At 73.4% G+C, this 19,035-nt stretch carries 20 protein-coding genes; 7 read left to right on the top strand and 13 right to left on the bottom strand.

What is annotated here, in order from left to right; genetic code table 11:
• Nucleotides 1–91 precede the first annotated feature (91 nt).
• The 5 genes from ACIGW2_RS15170 to ACIGW2_RS15150 all read right to left on the bottom strand — a co-directional run bounded on the left by ACIGW2_RS15170 (nt 92) and on the right by ACIGW2_RS15150 (nt 5,144).
• Nucleotides 92–1,009: a hypothetical protein gene (locus tag ACIGW2_RS15170; RefSeq protein WP_361588495.1), complete on the bottom strand. Its 918-nt coding sequence runs from the start codon at nt 1,007–1,009 to the stop codon at nt 92–94.
• Nucleotides 1,010–1,107: 98 nt separating this feature from the next.
• A complete protein-coding gene (locus ACIGW2_RS15165; RefSeq protein ID WP_399843897.1) occupies nt 1,108–2,112 on the bottom strand; it encodes an N-acetylglucosamine kinase in 1,005 nt (334 codons plus the stop codon).
• The gene (locus ACIGW2_RS15160) at nt 2,109–2,786 is read right to left on the bottom strand and encodes a uracil-DNA glycosylase (protein WP_399843895.1); all 678 of its coding nucleotides are present in this window, start codon (nt 2,784–2,786) and stop codon (nt 2,109–2,111) included. Before ACIGW2_RS15160 ends, ACIGW2_RS15165 begins: the two co-directional genes overlap by 4 nt.
• A gap of 76 nt (nt 2,787–2,862) precedes the next feature.
• Nucleotides 2,863–3,948, bottom strand: coding sequence for a WD40/YVTN/BNR-like repeat-containing protein (locus ACIGW2_RS15155; protein ID WP_391654903.1), 1,086 nt, complete (start codon nt 3,946–3,948; stop codon nt 2,863–2,865).
• A 110-nt stretch (nt 3,949–4,058) separates the two neighbouring features.
• Nucleotides 4,059–5,144 (bottom strand): NADH:flavin oxidoreductase/NADH oxidase, encoded by a 1,086-nt coding sequence (locus ACIGW2_RS15150; RefSeq protein WP_399843893.1) that lies wholly within the window; start codon nt 5,142–5,144, stop codon nt 4,059–4,061.
• 139 nt (nt 5,145–5,283) lie between these two features.
• Here ACIGW2_RS15150 and ACIGW2_RS15145 point away from each other — a divergent pair, with 139 nt between their 5' ends.
• Nucleotides 5,284–5,637: a helix-turn-helix transcriptional regulator gene (locus ACIGW2_RS15145; protein WP_356065024.1), complete on the top strand. Its 354-nt coding sequence runs from the start codon at nt 5,284–5,286 to the stop codon at nt 5,635–5,637.
• Nucleotides 5,638–5,665: 28 nt separating this feature from the next.
• Here ACIGW2_RS15145 and ACIGW2_RS15140 read toward each other — a convergent pair whose 3' ends face one another.
• On the bottom strand, nt 5,666–6,265 hold the full coding sequence (locus tag ACIGW2_RS15140; protein ID WP_399843891.1) for an ankyrin repeat domain-containing protein: 600 nt from the start codon (nt 6,263–6,265) through the stop codon (nt 5,666–5,668).
• A 195-nt stretch (nt 6,266–6,460) separates the two neighbouring features.
• Entirely contained in the window at nt 6,461–7,120 is a 660-nt protein-coding gene (locus ACIGW2_RS15135; RefSeq protein ID WP_399843889.1) for a DUF305 domain-containing protein, read from the bottom strand.
• A 244-nt stretch (nt 7,121–7,364) separates the two neighbouring features.
• Here ACIGW2_RS15135 and ACIGW2_RS15130 point away from each other — a divergent pair, with 244 nt between their 5' ends.
• Nucleotides 7,365–8,846, top strand: coding sequence for an LVIVD repeat-containing protein (locus ACIGW2_RS15130; RefSeq protein WP_391654907.1), 1,482 nt, complete (start codon nt 7,365–7,367; stop codon nt 8,844–8,846).
• Here ACIGW2_RS15130 and ACIGW2_RS15125 read toward each other — a convergent pair.
• The 4 genes from ACIGW2_RS15125 to ACIGW2_RS15110 all read right to left on the bottom strand — a co-directional run bounded on the left by ACIGW2_RS15125 (nt 8,807) and on the right by ACIGW2_RS15110 (nt 11,972).
• Nucleotides 8,807–9,490 carry a TetR/AcrR family transcriptional regulator gene (locus tag ACIGW2_RS15125; protein WP_391654908.1) on the bottom strand — a complete coding sequence of 228 codons (684 nt, stop codon included), beginning with the start codon at nt 9,488–9,490 and terminating at the stop codon, nt 8,807–8,809. The genes ACIGW2_RS15130 and ACIGW2_RS15125 overlap by 40 nt on opposite strands.
• A 129-nt stretch (nt 9,491–9,619) precedes the next feature.
• Nucleotides 9,620–10,306 (bottom strand): phosphatase PAP2 family protein, encoded by a 687-nt coding sequence (locus tag ACIGW2_RS15120; RefSeq protein WP_391654909.1) that lies wholly within the window; start codon nt 10,304–10,306, stop codon nt 9,620–9,622.
• Nucleotides 10,307–10,375: 69 nt separating this feature from the next.
• Nucleotides 10,376–11,314 (bottom strand): M56 family metallopeptidase, encoded by a 939-nt coding sequence (locus tag ACIGW2_RS15115; RefSeq protein WP_399843886.1) that lies wholly within the window; start codon nt 11,312–11,314, stop codon nt 10,376–10,378.
• Between the two features lie 85 nt (nt 11,315–11,399).
• Nucleotides 11,400–11,972 (bottom strand): DUF5134 domain-containing protein, encoded by a 573-nt coding sequence (locus ACIGW2_RS15110; protein WP_399843884.1) that lies wholly within the window; start codon nt 11,970–11,972, stop codon nt 11,400–11,402.
• 172 nt (nt 11,973–12,144) lie between these two features.
• Between ACIGW2_RS15110 and ACIGW2_RS15105 the strand changes: the two genes are divergently transcribed.
• Nucleotides 12,145–12,696 (top strand): GNAT family N-acetyltransferase, encoded by a 552-nt coding sequence (locus ACIGW2_RS15105; RefSeq protein WP_391654912.1) that lies wholly within the window; start codon nt 12,145–12,147, stop codon nt 12,694–12,696.
• 480 nt (nt 12,697–13,176) lie between these two features.
• Here ACIGW2_RS15105 and ACIGW2_RS15100 read toward each other — a convergent pair whose 3' ends face one another.
• Complete coding sequence (locus ACIGW2_RS15100; RefSeq protein WP_399843881.1) at nt 13,177–13,863, bottom strand: glycerophosphodiester phosphodiesterase; 687 nt, start codon at nt 13,861–13,863, stop codon at nt 13,177–13,179.
• A 267-nt stretch (nt 13,864–14,130) separates the two neighbouring features.
• Between ACIGW2_RS15100 and ACIGW2_RS15095 the strand changes: the two genes are divergently transcribed.
• From ACIGW2_RS15095 to ACIGW2_RS15080, 4 genes are all read left to right on the top strand, one after another.
• Entirely contained in the window at nt 14,131–15,531 is a 1,401-nt protein-coding gene (locus tag ACIGW2_RS15095; protein WP_391654913.1) for a DUF6421 family protein, read from the top strand.
• A gap of 32 nt (nt 15,532–15,563) precedes the next feature.
• Nucleotides 15,564–16,325 (top strand): SDR family NAD(P)-dependent oxidoreductase, encoded by a 762-nt coding sequence (locus ACIGW2_RS15090; protein ID WP_391654914.1) that lies wholly within the window; start codon nt 15,564–15,566, stop codon nt 16,323–16,325.
• On the top strand, nt 16,322–17,395 hold the full coding sequence (locus ACIGW2_RS15085) for a low specificity L-threonine aldolase (protein ID WP_361582901.1): 1,074 nt from the start codon (nt 16,322–16,324) through the stop codon (nt 17,393–17,395). Before ACIGW2_RS15090 ends, ACIGW2_RS15085 begins: the two co-directional genes overlap by 4 nt.
• An 86-nt stretch (nt 17,396–17,481) precedes the next feature.
• The gene (locus ACIGW2_RS15080) at nt 17,482–18,105 is read left to right on the top strand and encodes a transglutaminase family protein (RefSeq protein WP_399843879.1); all 624 of its coding nucleotides are present in this window, start codon (nt 17,482–17,484) and stop codon (nt 18,103–18,105) included.
• A 9-nt stretch (nt 18,106–18,114) separates the two neighbouring features.
• Here the strand turns inward: ACIGW2_RS15080 and ACIGW2_RS15075 are convergent, their stop codons facing one another.
• The gene (locus tag ACIGW2_RS15075; RefSeq protein ID WP_361582836.1) at nt 18,115–18,852 is read right to left on the bottom strand and encodes a lysophospholipid acyltransferase family protein; all 738 of its coding nucleotides are present in this window, start codon (nt 18,850–18,852) and stop codon (nt 18,115–18,117) included.
• Nucleotides 18,853–19,035: the final 183 nt, after the last annotated feature.

Genomic DNA, 19,035 nt, shown 5'->3' with positions numbered 1-19,035 from the left:
TACGGGAGGTACGGGAAGGGCCCGCACCGGATCACTCCGGTGCGGGCCCTTCCCGTCACGGTCGTACGGAGCCCGCTCGGCCCCGGCGCGTCTAGCGCACCGGCGCGCCCGGCTGCGGGGCGATGCCGAGGGTCGACATGAACTGCGAGAGCACCAGCCGGCCGATCGCCGGGTAGGCGCCCAGCGGCTCGGCCGCCGCGCAGCCCGCCTCCTTGGCGGCCACGTCGAGCAGCCCCTCGGTCAGCTCGGGGCCGATCAGGTACGGGGCGAGCGCGAGCTGCTCCGCACCGGCGCCGCGCAGCTGCTCGGCGATCGAGGCGATCGAACCCTCCTGGTCGAGCGCGGCCGCCATCACCGGCACCGCGAGCCGGGCCGCGAGCAGCATGCCGGTGATGCCGGCGGCCTGCACGGCCTCCTCGCCGCCCACGGTGGCCAGGATGATGCCGTCGGCCGCCGTGGCGACCGTGAACAGGCGGGCGCGGTCGGCGCGGGCCAGACCGGCCTCGGAGAGGCGCACGTGCAGCCCCTCGGCGAGCAGCGGGTGCGGGCCGAGCACCTCGGTCAGCTCGGCGTTGTTGCCGGCGTCCATGACGGCCTGGCGGATCCGGCGGGTCAGCGCGCTGTCGGGGCCGGCGAGCAGCGGCACCACGACCGCCGCCGGGCCCTCGGGGGCGGCGACCTCGCGGCCGGCGGCCACGGCGATCTCGTAGCGCTCGGTGCGCAGCGCGGAGACCGCGGTCAGCACCGCCGCCAGCGTCGGGTACTCGGCGTCGTCGCCGTCCAGGTAGCCGATCACGGCCTCCAGGCCGGGCAGCTCCGAGCGGGCGATGCTCACGACCTCCTCGGCCAGCGAGCGTATGGCGGCCGACGGCGTGCCGGGCACGGCGAGCACCAGGGTCGGAGCGCCCTCGGGCGCCGCCACGGGTTCAGGGCGACGGTGCCGCCCGGACTGGCGGGGTCGCGGCATTCGTACAGGCAGGCCGGGAGTGGGCCCAGTGGGGGAGCTCATGCCGCCGCATGCTACTGGTTTCGTGTGCCGCGCGGCTCGCTGAGGTGCAGTCGGGCGACTTCTGCCCCGCTATGTCCGAAGTGGTCAGGAAGCGCCGTTTACCTGGTGAGTTGGAGCAGGCGCGGGTCCTCCGGCAGCCGGAGCGTCCCGCGCGCGAGCGCCGCCGCGATCGTCACCGCCCCGGCCAGCGGATCGCCCGCCGCGGGCACCTCGCGAACCGCCGGTGCCAGCGTGCCGAGTTCGGCCCGCAAGGGCCCGAGCAAGGGCTCCCCGATCCTGAACAGCCCGCCCGTGAACGCCACTTCGCCACCCGCGCCGGCCCCTCCCGCCGACCCGTCCGGCAGGACGGCCGCCGCGGCCTCGGCGATGTGCCGGCCGGCCCCGGCGAGGATCCCGCCCGCGACCGGATCGCCGGAGCCGGCCGCCGCGGCCACGTCCGGCGCGAAGGAGGCGAGGACGGCGGGCCGGTCGGTACGGGGATAGAGCGCGGCCGGCAGCCCGTCGGCCGGACCGAACCGCGCCTCGGCCCGCGCGAGCAGCGCCGTCGAACCCCCGCGTCGCCCGTCGTGCGCCCGCATCGCCGCCTCCAGACCGGCCCGGCCGATCCAGGCACCGCTGCCGCAGTCCCCGAGCAGATGGCCCCAGCCGTCCGCCCGGCGCCAGCCGGACAGATCGGTGCCGAGCGCGATCAGCCCGGTGCCGCCCGCGACCACCGCACCCGGCCGCTGCCCGAGCGCCCCGGCATACGCGGTGACGGCGTCCGCCGCCAGCGCGAGCCGCCGCACGCCCCAGGCCGCGCCGAGGGCGCCCGGCAGCTCGGCCCGCAGCCGGTCGCCGAGGGTCGCCATCCCGGCCGCGCCGACGGCCACCGCGAGCACGCTCCCGCCGCCGGCCCGGACCACCATCGCGTCCACGGTCGGCAGCAGCCGGCCGAGCAGCTGCCCGGCGTCGATCCCGCCCGGCCCGGTGGGCACCGGCTCCTTGGACGCCTGGGTCTCCAGGACCGTCCCGGAGCCGTCCCCGGGCCGCGCGAGCGCGACCCGCAGTCCCGAGCCGCCGGAGTCGACCCCGACGACGAAGCCCTCCCCGGCGGCGCCCGTCACGGCAGCTGCCAGTCCACCGGCTGGGCGCCCTGCCGCAGCAGCAGCTCGTTGGTGCGGCTGAACGGCCGCGAGCCGAAGAAGCCGCGGTCGGCGGACATCGGCGAGGGGTGCGGGGACTCGATCGCCGGGAGGTTGCCGAGGAGCGGGCGCAGATTGCGCGCGTCCCGCCCCCACAGCACCGACACCAGCGGCTTCCCGCGGGTGGCGAGCGCCCGGATGGCCTGCTCGGTGACGGCCTCCCAGCCCTTGTCCCGGTGCGCCCCCGGGCGCCGTGGGGCGGTGGTGAGCGCCCTGTTGAGCAACAGGACGCCCTGCCGCGTCCACGGCGTCAGATCACCGTTCGAGGGCCGGGGGAGGCCCAGGTCGGTGTGCATCTCCCGGAAGATGTTCTCCAGGCTCGGCGGCAGCGGGTGCACGTCCGGGGCGACGGAGAAGCTGAGCCCCACGGCATGGCCGGGGGTCGGGTAGGGGTCCTGGCCGACGATGAGGACCCGCACCTCGTCGAAGGGCTGCTGGAACGCCCTCAGGACGTTCGCCCCCGACGGGAGGTACGTGCGCCCCGCGGCGATCTCCTGACGGAGGAAGTCGCCCATCGCGGCGATGCGTTCGGCCACCGGCGCGAGCGCGTGCGCCCACCCGGCCTCGACGATTTCGTTCAACGGTCGTGCTGCCACGCCGTCACTCTACTGGCGCACACCGGCAACGCCGCCGGACTCCGTTCCCCCACCGGCTCGGCCGGGTTCCCCCAGCTCAGCCGATGACCGCGGCCCGCACGCAGAGCACGTCCGGCAGGTGCTCGGCGAGCAGCTGCCAGCTGTCCCCGTCGTCCGCGCTCGCGTACACCTCGCCGTTGCGATTGCCGAAGTAGACGCCCGCGGGATCGGCGTCGTCCGTGCACAGCGCGTCGCGCAGCACCGTGCCGTAGTGGTCGCCCTCCGGCAGGCCCTTGGACAGCGGCTCCCAGCTCTCGCCGCCGTCGGTGGTGCGGTAGACCCGGCAGCGGCGGCCGGCCGGGACCCGGTCGGCGTCGGCGTTGATCGGGAACACGTAGGCCGTGTCCGGGCGGTGGGGATGGGCGGCGACGGCGAAGCCGAAGTCGGACGGCAGGCCCCCGCCGATGTCGGTCCACCGGCCGCCGGCGTCGTCGCTCCGGAAGACGCCCCAGTGGTTCTGCAGATAGAGCCGGTCCGGATCGCCCGCGTCCTGGGCGATCTTGTGCACGCACTGCCCGAACTCCGGGTTCGGATCGGGCAGGAAGACCGCCGAGACGCCCTGGTTGGAGGGGGCCCAGCTGGCCCCGCCGTCGCGGGAGCGGAAGACGCCGGCGGTCGACACCGCGACCGTCACCGCCTCCGGGTCCCGGGCGTCGGTGACCACCGTGTGCACCGCCTCGCCACCCCCGCCCGGCACCCAGCGGTCCCGGGTCGGGTGCTCCCACAGCGGCCGCACCAGCTCGAAGGACTCGCCGCCGTCGGCCGAGCGGAAGAGCGCGGCCGGCTCCGTCCCCGCGTACACCACGCCGGGGGAGTGGGCCGGTGCCGGGTGGAGCTGCCAGACCCGCTCCAGCGAGGCCCCGGTGTCCTGGGGGAACTTGACGGCCGGGCGCGGCGGCTCGGTCCAGCTCGCGCCGAGGTCGTCGGAGTGGAAGACGGAGGGGCCCCAGTGGGAGCTGTCCCCGCCGACCAGGATCCGGGGGCGCTCGCCCCGGGTGTCGATCCCGATCGAGTAGATCGCCTGCGCGTTGAAGTGAGGGGCGTCGAACTCCCATCGGCCGTCTCGCCCGCGGCCGATGAAGAGCCCCTTGCGGGTGCCCACGGTCAGTAGCACGTCGGTCATGCCGACACCTCCAGGACGCCGTTGTCGCGGATAGGGGCCAGTCTGCACCCCACCACTGACAACGGCGTCCGGAGCCGGCTCCGTCCCTGGTCAGAGGCGTGTTGTGGGCCTCAGATCGCCCAGGCGTACGGGCTCGGGGCGGAGATCTCGGCGCCCAGCTCGCGAGCCGCGCGGCGCGGCCAGGAGGCGTCCCGCAGCAGCTCGCGGCCGAGCAGCACGGCGTCCGCCTCGCCGTTGGCGACGATCTTCTCGGCCTGCTCGCTCTCCGTGATCAGGCCGACGGCCGCGACCGGCAGCCCGGTCTCCGCCTTCACCCGGGCAGCGAACGGCACCTGGTAGCCGGGGCCGACCGGGATCCGGGCCGGGCCGCCGTTGCCGCCGCTGGACACGTCGAGCAGGTCCACGCCGTGCTCGCGCAGCAGCGCGGCGAAGCGCACGGTCTCGTCGGGCGTCCAGCCCTGCTCCTCCAGCCAGTCGGTGGCGGAGATCCGGAAGAAGAGCGGCAGTTCCTCGGGCCAGACGGCGCGCACGGCGTCGACGACCTCCAGGGCGAGCCGGGTGCGGTTCTCGAAGGAGCCGCCGTAGGCGTCGGTGCGCCTGTTGCTGTGCGGGGAGAGGAACTCGCCGATCAGGTAGCCGTGGGCGCCGTGCACCTCCAGGACCTGGAACCCGGCGGCGAGCGCGCGGCGCGCGGCGTCCGCGAACCGCTCGGTGATGCCGTGGATCTGCTCGACCGTCAGCTCGGTGGGCACCTGGTGCTCGTCGTCGTAGGGGACCGGGCTCGGGCCGACCGGCTGCCAGCCGAGGCCGCCGGCCGGGTCGACCGGTCCGCGGCCCTGCCACGGCTGCTTGGTGGCGGCCTTGCGTCCGGCGTGACCGATCTGGATGCCGGGCACGGTGCCGTGCTCGCTCAGGAAGGAGGCGATCCGGCGCAGGCCGTCGATCTGCGCGTCGTCCCAGAGCCCCAGGTCGAAGGGGCTGATCCGGCCCTCGGGGGCGACCGCCGTCGCCTCGACCAGGATCAGGGCCGCGCCGCCGGTGGCGCGGGAGGCGTAGTGCGCGAAGTGCCAGTCGCCCGCGACGCCGGCGCCCGGACCGGTCGGCTCCGCCGAGTACTGGCACATCGGGGCCATCCAGACCCGGTGCGGCACGGTGACGGACCGAAGGGTGACGGGCTGGAACAGGGCGGCGCTCATGACGGACTCCTCGTCGGTGTGACGGATGGTGCCTCGGGCTGACGTTCGTACGATACGCATCGTAGTACGGCGTCTGTCAAACTACGAGAAGTCTCGTACAATGAAGGTCCCCGATCCCGAGAGCCGTGGAGCCGCCGCCGTGACCACCGCGACCAACCCCCGGGTCCTGGAGCACCCCGCGCGCGAGGAGATCCGCCTCGAAGCCGTCCTCCACGCGCTCTCCGACGCGGTCCGGCTGCGGATCGTCCGGGACATGGTCCGCGGCGAGGGCGAGGAGTTCGCCTGCTCGTCCTTCGTCCTGCCGGTCACCAAGTCGACGACCACCCACCACTTCCGCGTCCTGCGCGAGAGCGGTGTGGTCCGCCAGCTCTACCGGGGCACGACCAAGCTCAACATCCTCCGCCGCGACGACCTCGAAGCCCTCTTCCCCGGCCTCCTGGACAGCATCCTCACGGCCACCGAGGCCCAATCCGTCCGCCTCGGCGAGCCGTAGGCCGACTCCTCGCGGGATCCCTCCCCGCTCAGCCGCGCAGCAGGGCGGCGATCTCCGTGAAGCCGCGGCTTTCCGCGTGGGCGAGCGCGGTGACGCCCTCGGCGTCCGCGAGGTCGCGGTCGGCGCCGGCGGCGAGCAGGAGGGCCACCACCTTCTGGTGGGCGCGACCGCCGTCGCCGAGGATGACCGCCTCCAGCAGGGCCGTCCAGCCCAGGTCGTTCACGTGGTCGACGTCGATCCGCGTCTCCTGGAGCAGCGCCTGTACGTAGGCGACATGGCCGCGTTCGGCGGCCGGGATGACGCTGATGCCGCCGAAGCGGTTGCGCAGCTTCAGGTCCGGGCCCGGATCGGCCGCGAGCAGCACCCGCATCATCGCGACGCTGCCGGTCACCCCGGTCACCAGCCACGGGCTGTCGTGCCGCCGGTCCTGGGCGTTCACGTCCGCGCCCGCCGCGACCAGCTCCCGGGCCGCCGCCACGTGGTCGCCCAGCGAGGCGAGCAGCAGCGGCGTGCGCAGCTCCTCGTCCCGGACGTCCACACGGGCGCCCTCGTCGAGCGCGGCGCGCACCAGGGCCGGGTCGCCCCGGCGGGCGGCGGCGAGCAGGCTCAGGTCGGCGGTGGAGGGCATGCGGGGCTCCTGGGGGCGTCGGGGCGGGCGTGCGGTGCTCGTGGCGGCGCGGGCGGGCCGGTGCGCCGGCCGTGTCCTGCTCCCATCCTCGGTCCCGTACCCCCGACGGCCCTCCGCCCGCCGGACGGTTCCCCGCGGCCGCTCGGGTGACCCGGGGGTCAGCCGATCGGCCGACCCCCGGGAACCCGGCTGCCCCTACAGCGAGCGCATCCGGTTGATCTCGGCCGACTGCTGCGCGATCACGTCGTTCGCCATCTCCTCGACCAGGACGTTGTTGCCCTGGCCCAGCGCGTCCGCCGCCATCGTGATCGCGCCCTGGTGGTGGGTGATCATCAGCTCCAGGAAGAGGGCGTCGAAGGCCGCGCCCTTCGCGGCCCGCAGCCGGGCGAGCTGGGCCTCGGTCGCCATCCCGGGCATGGCGTGGTGGTCGTGGCCGGTCATCGGGCGCGGGCCGCCGTTGTTCTTCAGCCAGCCCTCCATCGCCCCGATCTCCGGCCCCTGGGCCGCCGCGATCCGCTCGGCCACCTTGCGGACCTGCGGGTCCTTCACGCGCGCGGGGACGAGCGCGGTCATCGTGAGGGCCTGCCGGTGGTGCTCGATCATCATCTGCACATACGCGTAGTCGGCGCTGTTGGGCCGCTCGTCCGGCATCAGCCGGGCCGCCTCCTCGGGGGAGACCCGCCGGGCCTGCTCACCGGGCTTCCCGGGCGCCACGATCCCGGGGCTCTTCCCCGAACTCCCCTGTCCGGCGGCGGACCTGGCGCCGTCCGGCGCCGACTCGCAGGCCCCCAGGGCGAAGACGGCACCGGCGGCGAGCAGCACGGCGAGGGCACCACGGACACGGCGGTTCGACAACGCGACCTCCAAAGACACGGGTACGGGGGCGACTTCGGTCACTCGGGAAACGCTGGTCACTCGGTCAACGGCGGCGGTGTGAGGAATTCTCATGACTTCTTTGTTGCCATCTGTTGAGATGTGCACGCTAAGGAAGATACTGCCGGGGTCCATCCGTCGTTCAACTGCGAACGAAATCCAGAGAGGACGGAGTGACTTCGTGCGTACCACGAGTACCCCGCGTGCACGGATCAGAGGCCTGGGTGTGGCGACCGCCGCGGCCGGCCTGCTGATCGGACTGCTCGCCGCAGGACCCGCGGCTGCCACACCCGACCCGGGCGACGCGCCCGTGACGAACCCGGTCACCGCCGAGCAGGCGGCCGGCGCCCGCGCCGCCATCGCGAGCGGCGAGATACCCGGCGTGGACGAGGTCGTCCACAGCGCCAACATCGAACACCTCGTCAACATCCCCAAGGACGCCCTCAAGGGCACCAACTCGGACCTGGCGTTCCAGGGCGACTACGCCTTCGCCGGGAACTACGACGGCTTCCGGATCTTCGACATCAGCGACCCGGCGCACCCGAGGACCGTCACCCAGGTGCTCTGCCCCGGCTCGCAGAACGACGTGTCCGTCTCCGGCAACCTGCTCTTCCTCTCCACCGACTCCTCCCGCAGCGACAACTCCTGCGCCAGCACCCCGCAGCCCGCCTCGGTGAAGGAATCCTGGGAGGGCATGAAGATCTTCGACATCAGCGACATCGCCAACCCGAAGTACGTCGCCGCCGTCGAGACCGCCTGCGGCTCCCACACCCACACCCTCGTGCCCAAGCGCACGGACGTGTACGTCTACGTCTCCTCCTACTCGCCCAACGCCGCGTTCCCGGACTGCCAGCCCCCGCACGACGGCATCTCCGTGATCAAGGTCCCGCGCAAGGCCCCCGAGCAGGCCAAGGTGGTCGCCTTCCCCGTGCTCTTCCCCGGTGAGGGCCCCGACGGCGGCGGCAACCCCGGCGCGCCCACCAACCCGGGCGTCTCCAAGACCACCGGCTGCCACGACATCACCGTGCTCCCGGGCAAGGACCTGGCCGCCGGCGCCTGCATGGGCGACGGCATCCTCTTCGACATCAAGAACCCCGAGCAGCCCCGGGTCGTCGACCGCGTCCAGGACAACGTCAACTTCGCCTTCTGGCACTCCGCGACCTTCAACCAGAAGGCCGACAAGGTCGTCTTCACCGACGAGCTCGGCGGCGGCGGCGCGGCCACCTGCAACGCGGCCGTGGGCCCGAACCGCGGCGCGGACGGCATCTACGACATCGTCGGCAAGGGCGACCAGCGCAAGCTGGTCTTCCGCAGCTACTTCAAGATCCCGCGCCACCAGGCCGACACCGAGAACTGCGTCGCCCACAACGGCTCGCTGATCCCGGTCAAGGGCAAGGACATCATGGTCCAGGCCTGGTACCAGGGCGGCGTCTCCGTCTGGGACTTCACCGACTCCCGCCGCCCGAAGGAGATCGCCTACTTCGAGCGCGGCCCCATCTCCGCCACCAACCTGGTCGGCGGCGGTTCCTGGTCCGCCTACTACTACAACGGCTTCATCTACTCCAACGACCTGGTCAAGGGCTTCGACGTGCTGAAGCTCAGCGACAAGCGCACCGACAAGGCGGAGCGGATCCGGATGGACGAGCTCAACGTCCAGACACAGCCGGACTACTTCGAGGACTTCGACCGCGTCTCCGGCGAGGACTGAGCCCCCGCCCGCGAGACCGGCACCATCGCGCGCGTGCCGTCGGGCGGACCCCCGCCCGGCGGCACGCCGAGCTCCCAGTCGAGCCCGTACCGCTGGAACAGCTCCGCCCGCAGCCGGGCCGCCGGCATCGGCGCCCCCGGCAGCAGCACGGCGAACACGGCGCCCATGAGCAGGGCCCGCAGCAGCGGGTAGTCGGTCGCCACGTCCTCGGAGCCGTACCGGTCCACCGTGTCCCGCAGCAGGGCCGCCAGCCGCTGCTGCTCCGGACACTGCACGAAGCCCTCGGCCTGCAGGATCCCCGCCATGTGCGTCCGCATCAGCACCGGGCGCTCCTCGGCCAGGCCCAGGATCGCGTCGATCGCCCGGGCCAGCCGCTCCCGGCCGTCCTCCGTGCGCGGCTCGCGCTCCAGGGCCGCCTCCAGGGTGCGGTGCATCAGCCGGTGCACGGCGGACTGGAGCAGCTGGCGCTTGCCGGGGAAGTAGTACGAGACCAGGCCACGGGCCGATCCGGCCCGCTCGGCGATGTCCGCGAGGGTCGTCGCCTCGTAGCCGTGCTCGGAGACGAGCTCCACGGTGGCCGCGAGGATCCGGTCACGGGAGCGCCGCCGAAGCTCTTCATTGACCGATGCGCTACGCGGGGACATCCTGGACTCCTGCGTTGACTGGCTCCGAGCCAATATACTCAGCGCGTCCTGCCGTCGCGCCCTCGTGGCCGGGGGCGGGACCGGCCGTCTGTTCTGGGCGACGCGGGGGATCGTCCAGGACAGGCGGCTTCATCGTGTGTCCTCCATTCTGCTCCCGGCATCCGGCCCGGCGGGCGGCTCCGCGGGCGGTGCCGCAACCGGCGCCAGCCGGCGGTACGTGACGATCGTCGCGGCCGCGCAGCACCAGCCGAACAGCCAGCCGGCCAGCACGTCCGAGGGCCAGTGGACGCCCAGGTACACCCGCGTCCAGCCCACGCCGAGCACCGACACCACGGCGACCCCGGACAGCGTCCCCCAGCCCGGACGGCCCTCCCGCCAGTGCAGCGCCAGCACCCAGAGCAGCAGCCCGCAGGCCACCGTCGCCGCCATCGCGTGCCCGGACGGGAAGGCCGCGTACGGGGCCGAGTCGACCGGGTCCGGCCAGCGCGGCCGCTCGCGCCCCACCGCCGCCTTCAGGCCCTGCTGGAGCAGCCAGGCCAGCAGGGTGCCGACGGTGAGCCACAGCGCGAGCAGGTGCTCGCGCCGGCGCAGCAGCCACACCACCGCGAGCAGCGTCAGCGCCCGCATGGTCCACGGGTCCCAGACCCAGTCGGTCAGGACGCGGTGCAGCCGGGTGAGACCGGGCTGGGCCACCGCGTCGCGGTGCAGCGCCGCGGACACCTCCCGGTCGAAGGAGAGCAACGGGGACCACCCCACGGCCACCAGGACGAGGAGCAGCACGCCCAGGGCGCCGGTCACCACGGCGGAGATGCGCATGGCCCGCATCCTGCCCGACGGCGGCCCGGCGGTGTGCGCACGGGGTCGGCCGCGTCGCCGCCGGACCGCTCAGCCGAGGGTCCGCAGCGCCGGGACGAAGGCGATCAGCACCGGGACCACCGGCACCAGCGCCGCCGCGGCCGTCAGCCGCAGCCGGCGCCCCGCGGTGAGCCGGGGCGTGGCGCTCAGCAGCCGGTCCACCCGCTCCGGCAGTCCGGGGTGCGGCGCGGGACCCGGGCCGAACACGCCCCGGTCCTCGTTCAGTTCCACCAGCGCCAGGGCCACCGTGAGCCGCCCGAAGCGGCGCGAGGCCACGTCGTCCGCCGCCAGCTCCACCAGCCGGTGCATCTCGCCGCGGAAGGCCGCGAAGACCGGCACGCCCGGGAAGCCGTCCGCGAGCGCCGCCGAGCAGTGCAGCAGCCAGTCGTGCCGGGCCCGGGCGTGCCCCTGCTCGTGCGCGAGGACCGCGTCCAGCTGCCGGCCCTTGAGCCGGCGCAGCGCCGCCGTGGTGATGACCAGGCGAGGCGTCCCGCCGGGCAGCCACCAGGCGTCCGCGCGCTCGCCCTCCAGGACCACGAGCCGGGAGCTGCCCGAGGGCTCCTCGCCGGGCAGCAGCGGTGCCCTGACCAGCAGTTCGTCCCGGCGCGAACGGCGCCGGGCCCGGGCCCGGCCGATCTCCCGGCCCAGCATGGCCCCGGTCCACAGCCCGCCGGCCGCGAGCACCACGGCGAGCGCCGCCGACCACGGGCCGTTGGTCCCCAGCTCGTACGCCTCGATCACGGCGCGCGGCGCGGGCGCGAAGACCTGGCCGCGCACCGCCTGCCAGGCCGCCGAGGCGCTGAAGGTCATCGAGAGCGCGAAGCTCAGCAGGACGGCGGCCACCACGCACTGCCACACCCACAGGGCCACCACGGGTTCCCGTTCCACCCAGTCGGCCCGCGCGAGGAGGCGCGGGGCGACGACGGCGGTCAGGACGCCGAGCACGAGCAGCGCGAGGGAGACCAACATGACCTCAGCCTATGAGCGCGGTACCCGGTGGGGTACGGCCTCGCGCCTCAAGTGACGCACACCACGGTTTGATTCGGCCGCGGGCTCACAGCGCGAGCAGCATCGCCAGCATCGCGAGCCCCATCGACAGCCGGCACACCAGCGTCAGCTCCGCACCCCCGCCGGCCACCGCCCCGGCCGCGCCGCCCGGGGCCGCCCCCGGCACCAGCCGGGCGCCCGAACGCAGCACGTACACCCCGTAGTAGGCGAGCAGGACCCCCGTCAGCACGGGTACGCCCCCGCTCGCGGCCGCCCCGCCGTGCGCCGCGTGGCCACCCCCGTGCCCGGCGGGCTGCGCGGCCATCGCGAGCGCCATGTAGACCATCGCGAGCGAGCCCACCAGATGGTGCAGATGGTGCCCGCCGTGCCGCACCGCCCCCACCAGGCCGTGCAGCGCGGCCAGGCCGAACACCACCGCGTACACCGCCCAGCTCCACTCCGGCGGGCTCAGCACCGCCGCCGGCAGCGCCATCGCGGCCATGCCGAAGCCCATCACCGCCTCGCTCCCGGCCGCGCCCCGCCCGTCCGCCCCGCCCGTCCGCATCCGCAGCAGGCAGTACGCCCCGCTGGCCGCGCACAGCACCACGAGCAGCCACCCGGACAGCGCCGGTCCGTGCACGCCGCACACCCCCTCCCCGTGCTCCCGACCCCCGGTGCATGCCCGGCCCTCCCGGCCCCCACGCGGGCGCACGGGCGCGCACGGGTGTACGAGGGGGAGTGCGGGGGAGCGCGCTAGGCTCGGGGCGATCGCGTCCGCCGATCGACCGCGCCCGAGGGGAGACCCGCACACCATGGACACCGCCGCGCCCCGGCAGACCGCCCCCGTCACCTACCGCGACGCCGTCCTCGACGACGTACCGGCGCTCGTCCCCCTCGTCGAGTCGGCCTACCGGGGCGACGCCAGCCGGGCGGGATGGACCACCGAGGCGGACATCCTCCAGGGGCAGCGCACCGACCCGGAGGGGGTCACGGCGGTCATCACCACGCCCGGCAGCCGGCTGATGGTGGTGGAGCAGGACGGCGAGATCGTCGCCTGCTGCCAGCTGGAGCACCGCGGCGAGGCCGCCTACTTCGGCATGTTCGCGGTCCGCCCCGAGCTCCAGGGCGCCGGGCTCGGCCGGCAGATCATCGCCGAGGCCGAGCGCCGGGTGCGCGAGCTCTGGGACGTGCGCGAGATGCACATGACCGTGATCTCGGTGCGCGAGGAGCTGATCGCCTGGTACGAGCGCCGCGGCTACTCCCGCACCGGCCGGACGACCCCCTTCCCGTACGGCGACGAGCGCTTCGGCGTCCCGCAGCGCGACGACCTGGAGTTCGAGCTCCTGGTGAAGCCGCTCGGCTAGGCCGTCTCTTCCGGATCTCGCCGGGCTCTCGACTCCCCCAGAGCTTCGCCTGGGTGGGGGTGCCCCCGGCACCGCGTCTCGCCGCGTTGTCGTCGGTCGCCGATGGCCCCCTGGGCTTCGCCCGGGTGGGGGTGCCCCCGGGCGAAGCCCAGGGGGAGTACCCCCACCGCATCGCTTCCGCCCCCTCGGCCTGGCGGCCGCGGAGGTGCCCCCACCTCCGCCTTGCGATCCTTCCCCTGGGCCCTGGCGGGCCCGGGGAGACCCCAACCCTCGGCCCTGACGGGCCTGGGGAGACCCCAACCCTCGGCCCTGACGGGCCTGGGGAGACCCCAACCCTCGGCCCTGACGGGCTTGGGGAGACCCCATGCACCGGACGCCGCTCGCCCCCGTAGCCCTCCGGGCACGGGAGGTGCCCCCGGATCCGGCCTGATCCGAAAGAAACGGCCCAGGGCCTGTCCGGCGGCTCGGCCGGCCGGCCGCTCAGGCGGTGCCGGCGCGGGCGGCCTCGCGGATCTCCGGGCGGTCCGTGGTCGCCCCGTCGAGTCCCAGCGCGTGGGCCAGCCGCAGGTCGTCCGGGGTGTTCACGACCCAGCCGATCACCCGCAGGCCCGCCCGGTGCGCCGCGTCCGCGGTGTGCCGCGTCAGGTGCCGGATGTTGAGGACCAGCGCCCGCGCGCCGACCGCCAGCGCGCGCTCCACCACCGCGCCCTGCTCCTCGTCGGCGACCAGCGCGGTGCGCACCCCGGGGACCAGGTCGCGGATCTCCGCGAGCGCCTCGTCGTGGAAGGACAGCACCTCCACCCGCCCGGTCAGCGCGCGCCGCTCGATCACCTCGGCGAGCGCCCGGGCCGCCGCGGTGTCCTTGATCTCCGCCTGGATCGGCGCCCGGACGGCCGAGAGGACCTCCTCGAAGACGGGGACCCGTTCCCCCTCGCCCGCGTCGAGCTCCCTCAGCTCCGCGAGCGTCTTGCCGGCGACCGGCCCGGAGCCGTCCGTGGTCCGGTCGACGTCGGCGTCGTGCATGACGACGAGCGCCCCGTCCTTGCTGAGGTGCAGGTCCAGTTCGACGGCGTCCATGCCGGCCTGCTCGGCCCGGACGAAGGAGAGCAGGGTGTTCTCGGGCGCGACGCCCATCACCCCGCGGTGGCCGATGGTCACGAAACCCACGATCTCCTCGCTTCCGTCGAGGTCTGCGGCCCCGGCCCCGGTTCCCGCCGGGCGCCGGGCGGTTCCTCGGGGCAGCCTAGTGGTGGGGACAGCGGCGGACGGGAGACACGCGGAACGCCGTATTTCTCGGCTTCAAACCCCGCCACGCAGGAAAATTCGCGGTGACACCCGGGGGTGCACAGGAGAATTTTTCCTCCCCCTCTTGTGAGACGGGGCTGTCCCTGGTTACGGTGTGTTGACGCAAGGTTCTCCTGTGGAGGAAGAGAAATGACGGAAATTCTTGTGCAGGACGTGACCGGTGAGGGGATAGCCACCGACACCGTGGTGGTCGACCACCCTGCCTGGACCGAGCTCAAGAATGCCGTGGAGGAGATCCGCCCCTGGCAGAGCGCGGACGGCTCCATCGACTTCACCGCCGAGGACGCCCCGGCCCGCGACCTGGCCGAGCAGACCGTCGAGCGCATCGTGGCCGCGGTCGAGCAGCTCTCCCCGCTGCTCCCGCACGACGCCGCCTACCACCGCGCCCTCGTCGCCGACCTGCGCAAGTGGGTCGCCGACGGCTTCCAGGTGCCGGACTTCCTGGACGCGCTGCTGGCCTTCCACCCGGCCGCCGACCGCCGGGACGGCCTCCAGCACCTCGTCGTCTTCCCGATGTACACGCAGAACGGCAACCCGGACCGCAACTTCGAGGCCGTCGTCCTCCGGATGGTGTGGCCGGAGTGGCTCGCCGAGCTGGAGGCCACCCGCTACGACAACCCGGGCTACATCGGCATCACCTTCGAGGACTTCACCGCCGGTTACGACACCAACTCGGCCGTCCTCTTCCCGGAGACCGTCGCCGTCCGCGAGGTCCCCGAGCGCTTCACCTGGGGCGGCATCTTCTGCGACCGCGAGGCCGCCCGCTTCCGCAAGGTGACCGAGGCCGCCGTCGACACCCTCGGCCTGGAGCTGCCCGCCGACATCGCCGCCATGCTCGGCGACCAGAAGCGCTGCGAGCAGGCCTTCGCCCTCTGGGACCTGGTCCACGACCGCGCCCACAGCCGCGGCGACCTGCCCTTCGACCCGTTCATGATCAAGCAGCGCCAGCCCTTCTGGATGTACGGCCTGGAGGAGCTCCGCTGCGACCTCACCGCCTTCAAGGCGGCCGTGCAGCTGGAGTCCGAGGGCAACGAGCACGGCCGTGACGTGCAGTACGCGGTGCTCTTCGACCGCATGTTCCGCTTCCCGCTCACCGGCGACCGCACCCGCAACTACGACGGCCTCGGCGGTCAGCTGCTCTTCGCCTACCTCCACAAGCACGACGTGGTGCGCTGGACCGACAACACCCTGACCATCGACTGGCAGCGCGCCCCCGAGGTCACCAACCAGCTCTGCGGCGAGATCGAGAAGCTCTACCGCGACGGCATCGACCGTCCCAAGCTCGTCCACTGGTTCAAGGCCTACGAGCTGGTCTCCACCTACCTCGCCCCGCACCCGGGCTCGAAGTGGGCCAAGGGCCCCGACGCCCTCGACGTCTCCCTCCCGCCGCGCAAGCTCGTGGACGACGTGCTTCCCGACGAGTTTCCGCTCAGCATGTTCTTTGAGGCCCTCTCCAAGAAGATGAAGGGCGTGATCGCCGACACCAAGGGCATCACCGCCGCCGACATGCCCGAGCGGGTCGCCGCGTGACCGACGGTACGGAGCCCACGGAGGAGTCGTCCATGAACGCCAACGGAAACGGCGGACCGCTCGACGGAGCCGTCGTCGCGGTCGCGGGCGCGGCCGGCCCGGCGGGCCGCGCGGCCCTGCTGCGCCTCGCCGAGGCGGGTGCCACGGTGGTCGCCTCCGACGCCGACCCGGCCCGGCTCGCGGAGGCGGTCGACGCCGCCCGCTACGCCCACGGCGGCGCCACGGTCACCGGGGACACGGTCGACCTGCTCGACCTGGACGCCACGCGCGACTGGGCCGCCAAGACCGAGAAGGAGTTCGGCCGCATCGACGGCCTGGTCCACCTCGTCGGCGGCTGGCGCGGCGCGCCCTCCTTCACCGAGGCCGACCTCAAGGACTGGGACTTCCTGGAGAAGCTCCTGATCCGCACGGTCCAGCACACCTCGCTCGCCTTCCACGACGCGTTGCTGCGCAGCGGCGGCCGTGGCCGCTACGCGCTGATCAGCCAGGTCGGCGCGCACAAGCCGCAGGCCAACAACGCCGCGTACAACGCCGGCAAGGCCGCGGCCGAGGCCTGGACGCTCGCCATGGCGGACTCCTTCCGCAAGCTGGGGGGCGAGGACGGGCCGCAGGCGGCCGCTGCGATCCTGGTGATCAAGGCACTGGTGCACGACGCGATGCGCGCGGAGCGCCCCAATGCGAAGTTCGCGGGCTTCACGGACGTCAAGGAACTGGCCGACGCCATCGCCGGACTCTGGGACCGGCCCGCACAGGAAGTGAATGGACAGCGCCTGTGGCTGACCCCCAAGCCCTGACCGCGGCCACGCGGACCGACGCCCGTCGTCACCACGACCCGTCGGTCCGCGGCTTCGCCAGCGACAACTACGCCGGAGCCCATCCGGAGGTCCTCGCGGCCATCGCCCTCGCCAACGGCGGCCACCAGGTCGCCTACGGGGAGGACGACTACACCGACCACCTGCAGCGCGTGATGCACAGCCACTTCGGCCCGGCGGCCGAGGCGTTCCCGGTCTTCAACGGGACCGGCGCCAACGTGACCGCGCTCCAGGCGCTCACCGACCGCTGGGGCGCGGTGATCTGCGCCGAGTCCGCGCACATCAACGTGGACGAGGGCGGCGCGCCCGAGCGGATGGGCGGCCTCAAGCTGCTCACCGTGCCCACCCCGGACGGCAAGCTCACCCCCGAGCTCATCGACCGGCAGGCCTGGGGCTGGGAGGACGAGCACCGGGCGATGCCGCAGGTCGTCTCGATCACCCAGAACACCGAGCTCGGCACCGTCTACACGGTCGACGAGATCCGGGCCATCGTGGAGCACGCCCACGCCAAGGGCATGAAGGTGCACCTCGACGGCGCCCGGATAGCCAACGCGGCCGCGTCCCTGAACGTGCCGATGCGGGCCTTCACCAACGCGGTCGGCGTCGACGTCATCTCGTACGGCGGCACCAAGAACGGCATGCTCTTCGGCGAGGCCGTGGTCGTCCTCAACCCGGACGCGGTCAGCCACATGAAGCACCTGCGCAAGCTGTCCATGCAGCTGGCCTCGAAGATGCGCTTCGTGTCGGTCCAGCTGGAGGCGCTGCTCGCCAAGGACCTGTGGCTGCGCAACGCGAGCCACGCCAACGCGATGGCCCAGCGCCTCGCGGCCGGCGTGCGCGGCGTGGACGGGGTGGAGATCCTCTACCCGGTGCAGGCCAACGCGGTCTTCGCCCGGCTGCCGCACGAGGTCAGCCGGCGCCTCCAGAAGCGCTTCCGCTTCTACTTCTGGGACGAGGCGGCCGGCGACGTGCGCTGGATGTGCTCCTTCGACACCACGGAGGACGACGTCGACGCCTTCCTGCAGGCGCTGAAGGAAGAGATGGCGCGCTAGCCGGGACCTCGCTCAGACTGCATGAGTATGCGGCCGGACGGAAAGTCATTGACTGCCGTCCGGCCGCATTCCTATGCTCACACCGCATGAAACTGATCCAGCAGAACCCTGACGTCTCCGCCTACTTGGTCGCCGACGAGGTCGTCGACCACGCCCACCCGCTGGTGAAAGAGACCGCCGACCGTCTCTGGTCTCAACATCCCGACGCATACTCATACGCGCAGGCGGCCTACGAGTTCGTCCGCGACACCATCCCGCACTCGGCCGACTCCGGCGACCTCCGCGTCCCGGTGCGCGCCTCCGACGTGCTCGCCACCCGCAACGGCATCTGCGTCTCCAAGGCGCACGCCGTCGCCGCGCTCCTGCGGGCCCGGGGCGTCCCCACGGCCTTCTGCTACCAGCGGCTCACCGAGGACGGGGACGATCCGATGGTCCACGGACTCGTCGCCGTCCTGCTGCCCGGACGGCAGGTCTGGTCGCGGCTCGACGTGCGCGGCAACAAGCCCGGGATCGACGCGCGGTTCTCCCTCGACGAGGAGCGGCTGTCCTGGTCCGTCCGCCCCGAGTTCGGCGAAGTGGACTACCCGGTCCTCTACGAGGCGCCGCATCCGGTGGTGGTGCACGCCCTGCGGACGGCCGCCGACCGGCCCCACCTCTGGAAGACCTTCCCCACCGAGCTCCCGGCCCCGGACGCCGGACCGGTCGGCTGACGCCGGGTCCTACTGCTCGGCGCGCCGCTCCGCGGCCTTGAGCTCCTCCGGCGTCGGCGCCGTGCCCCCGAGGTGCGCGGGCACCCACCAGGTGTCGCCCGCGTCCTTGGGGCGCACCGGGTAGGCCCGCTGCGCCGCCTCCAGGAGCTCCTGGACCCGGTCCCGCAGCCTGCGCGTGATCGCGCCCGCGTACTGGTCGGCCGGCGCCTCCACCGGCTCGCCGACCCGGATCGTCACCGGGATGTGGCTGCGCTTGAAGTTCCGCGGCCTGCCCTTGGTCCAGATCCGCTGGGTGCCCCACAGCGCCATCGGGATCAGCGGCACCCCGGCCTCCTGCGCGAGGCGCGCCGCACCGGACTTGAAGCTCTTCAGGGTGAACGACTGCGAGATGGTCGCCTCGGGGAAGACGCCCACGATCTCGCCCGAACGCAGCGCGTCGAGCGCGTGCTGGTAGGCGTGCTCGCCCTGCGCGCGGTCCACCGGGATGTGCTTCATCGCGCGCATCAGCGGCCCCGACACCTTGTGCCGGAAGACCGACTCCTTCGCCATGAAGCGCACCAGGCGCTTCTGCGGCAGCGCGGCGAGACCGGTGAAGATGAAGTCCAGATAGCTGATGTGATTGCTCACCAGCACCGCGCCGCCCTGGCGGGGGATGTGGTGCGACCCCTGGGTGTCGATCTTCAGGTCCAGCGCCTTGAACATGGTCAGGGCGGCGCCGATGACCGGCCGATAGACGAGCTCTGCCATCTGGGAGGAACCCCTTACGTCTGTGCCTGGGGAGGGTTCTCCCGGCGAAGTTACGCGGCCGTAGGTTTTCGGCTTTGGGCCGATCGTGCCCCATGTGGGAGCCCGAGACCAGTCCTGACGGCTTCGTACGGGGAGATTCTCGTCACTCCCGGTGGTCGTGGCGGGAATGCGACGCCGTCCCCG

It is taken from the genome of Streptomyces sp. NPDC053541 (genome assembly GCF_044544705.1).
GTDB lineage: Bacteria > Actinomycetota > Actinomycetes > Streptomycetales > Streptomycetaceae > Streptomyces.
This window is presented reverse-complemented; position numbering and strand designations above follow the sequence as displayed.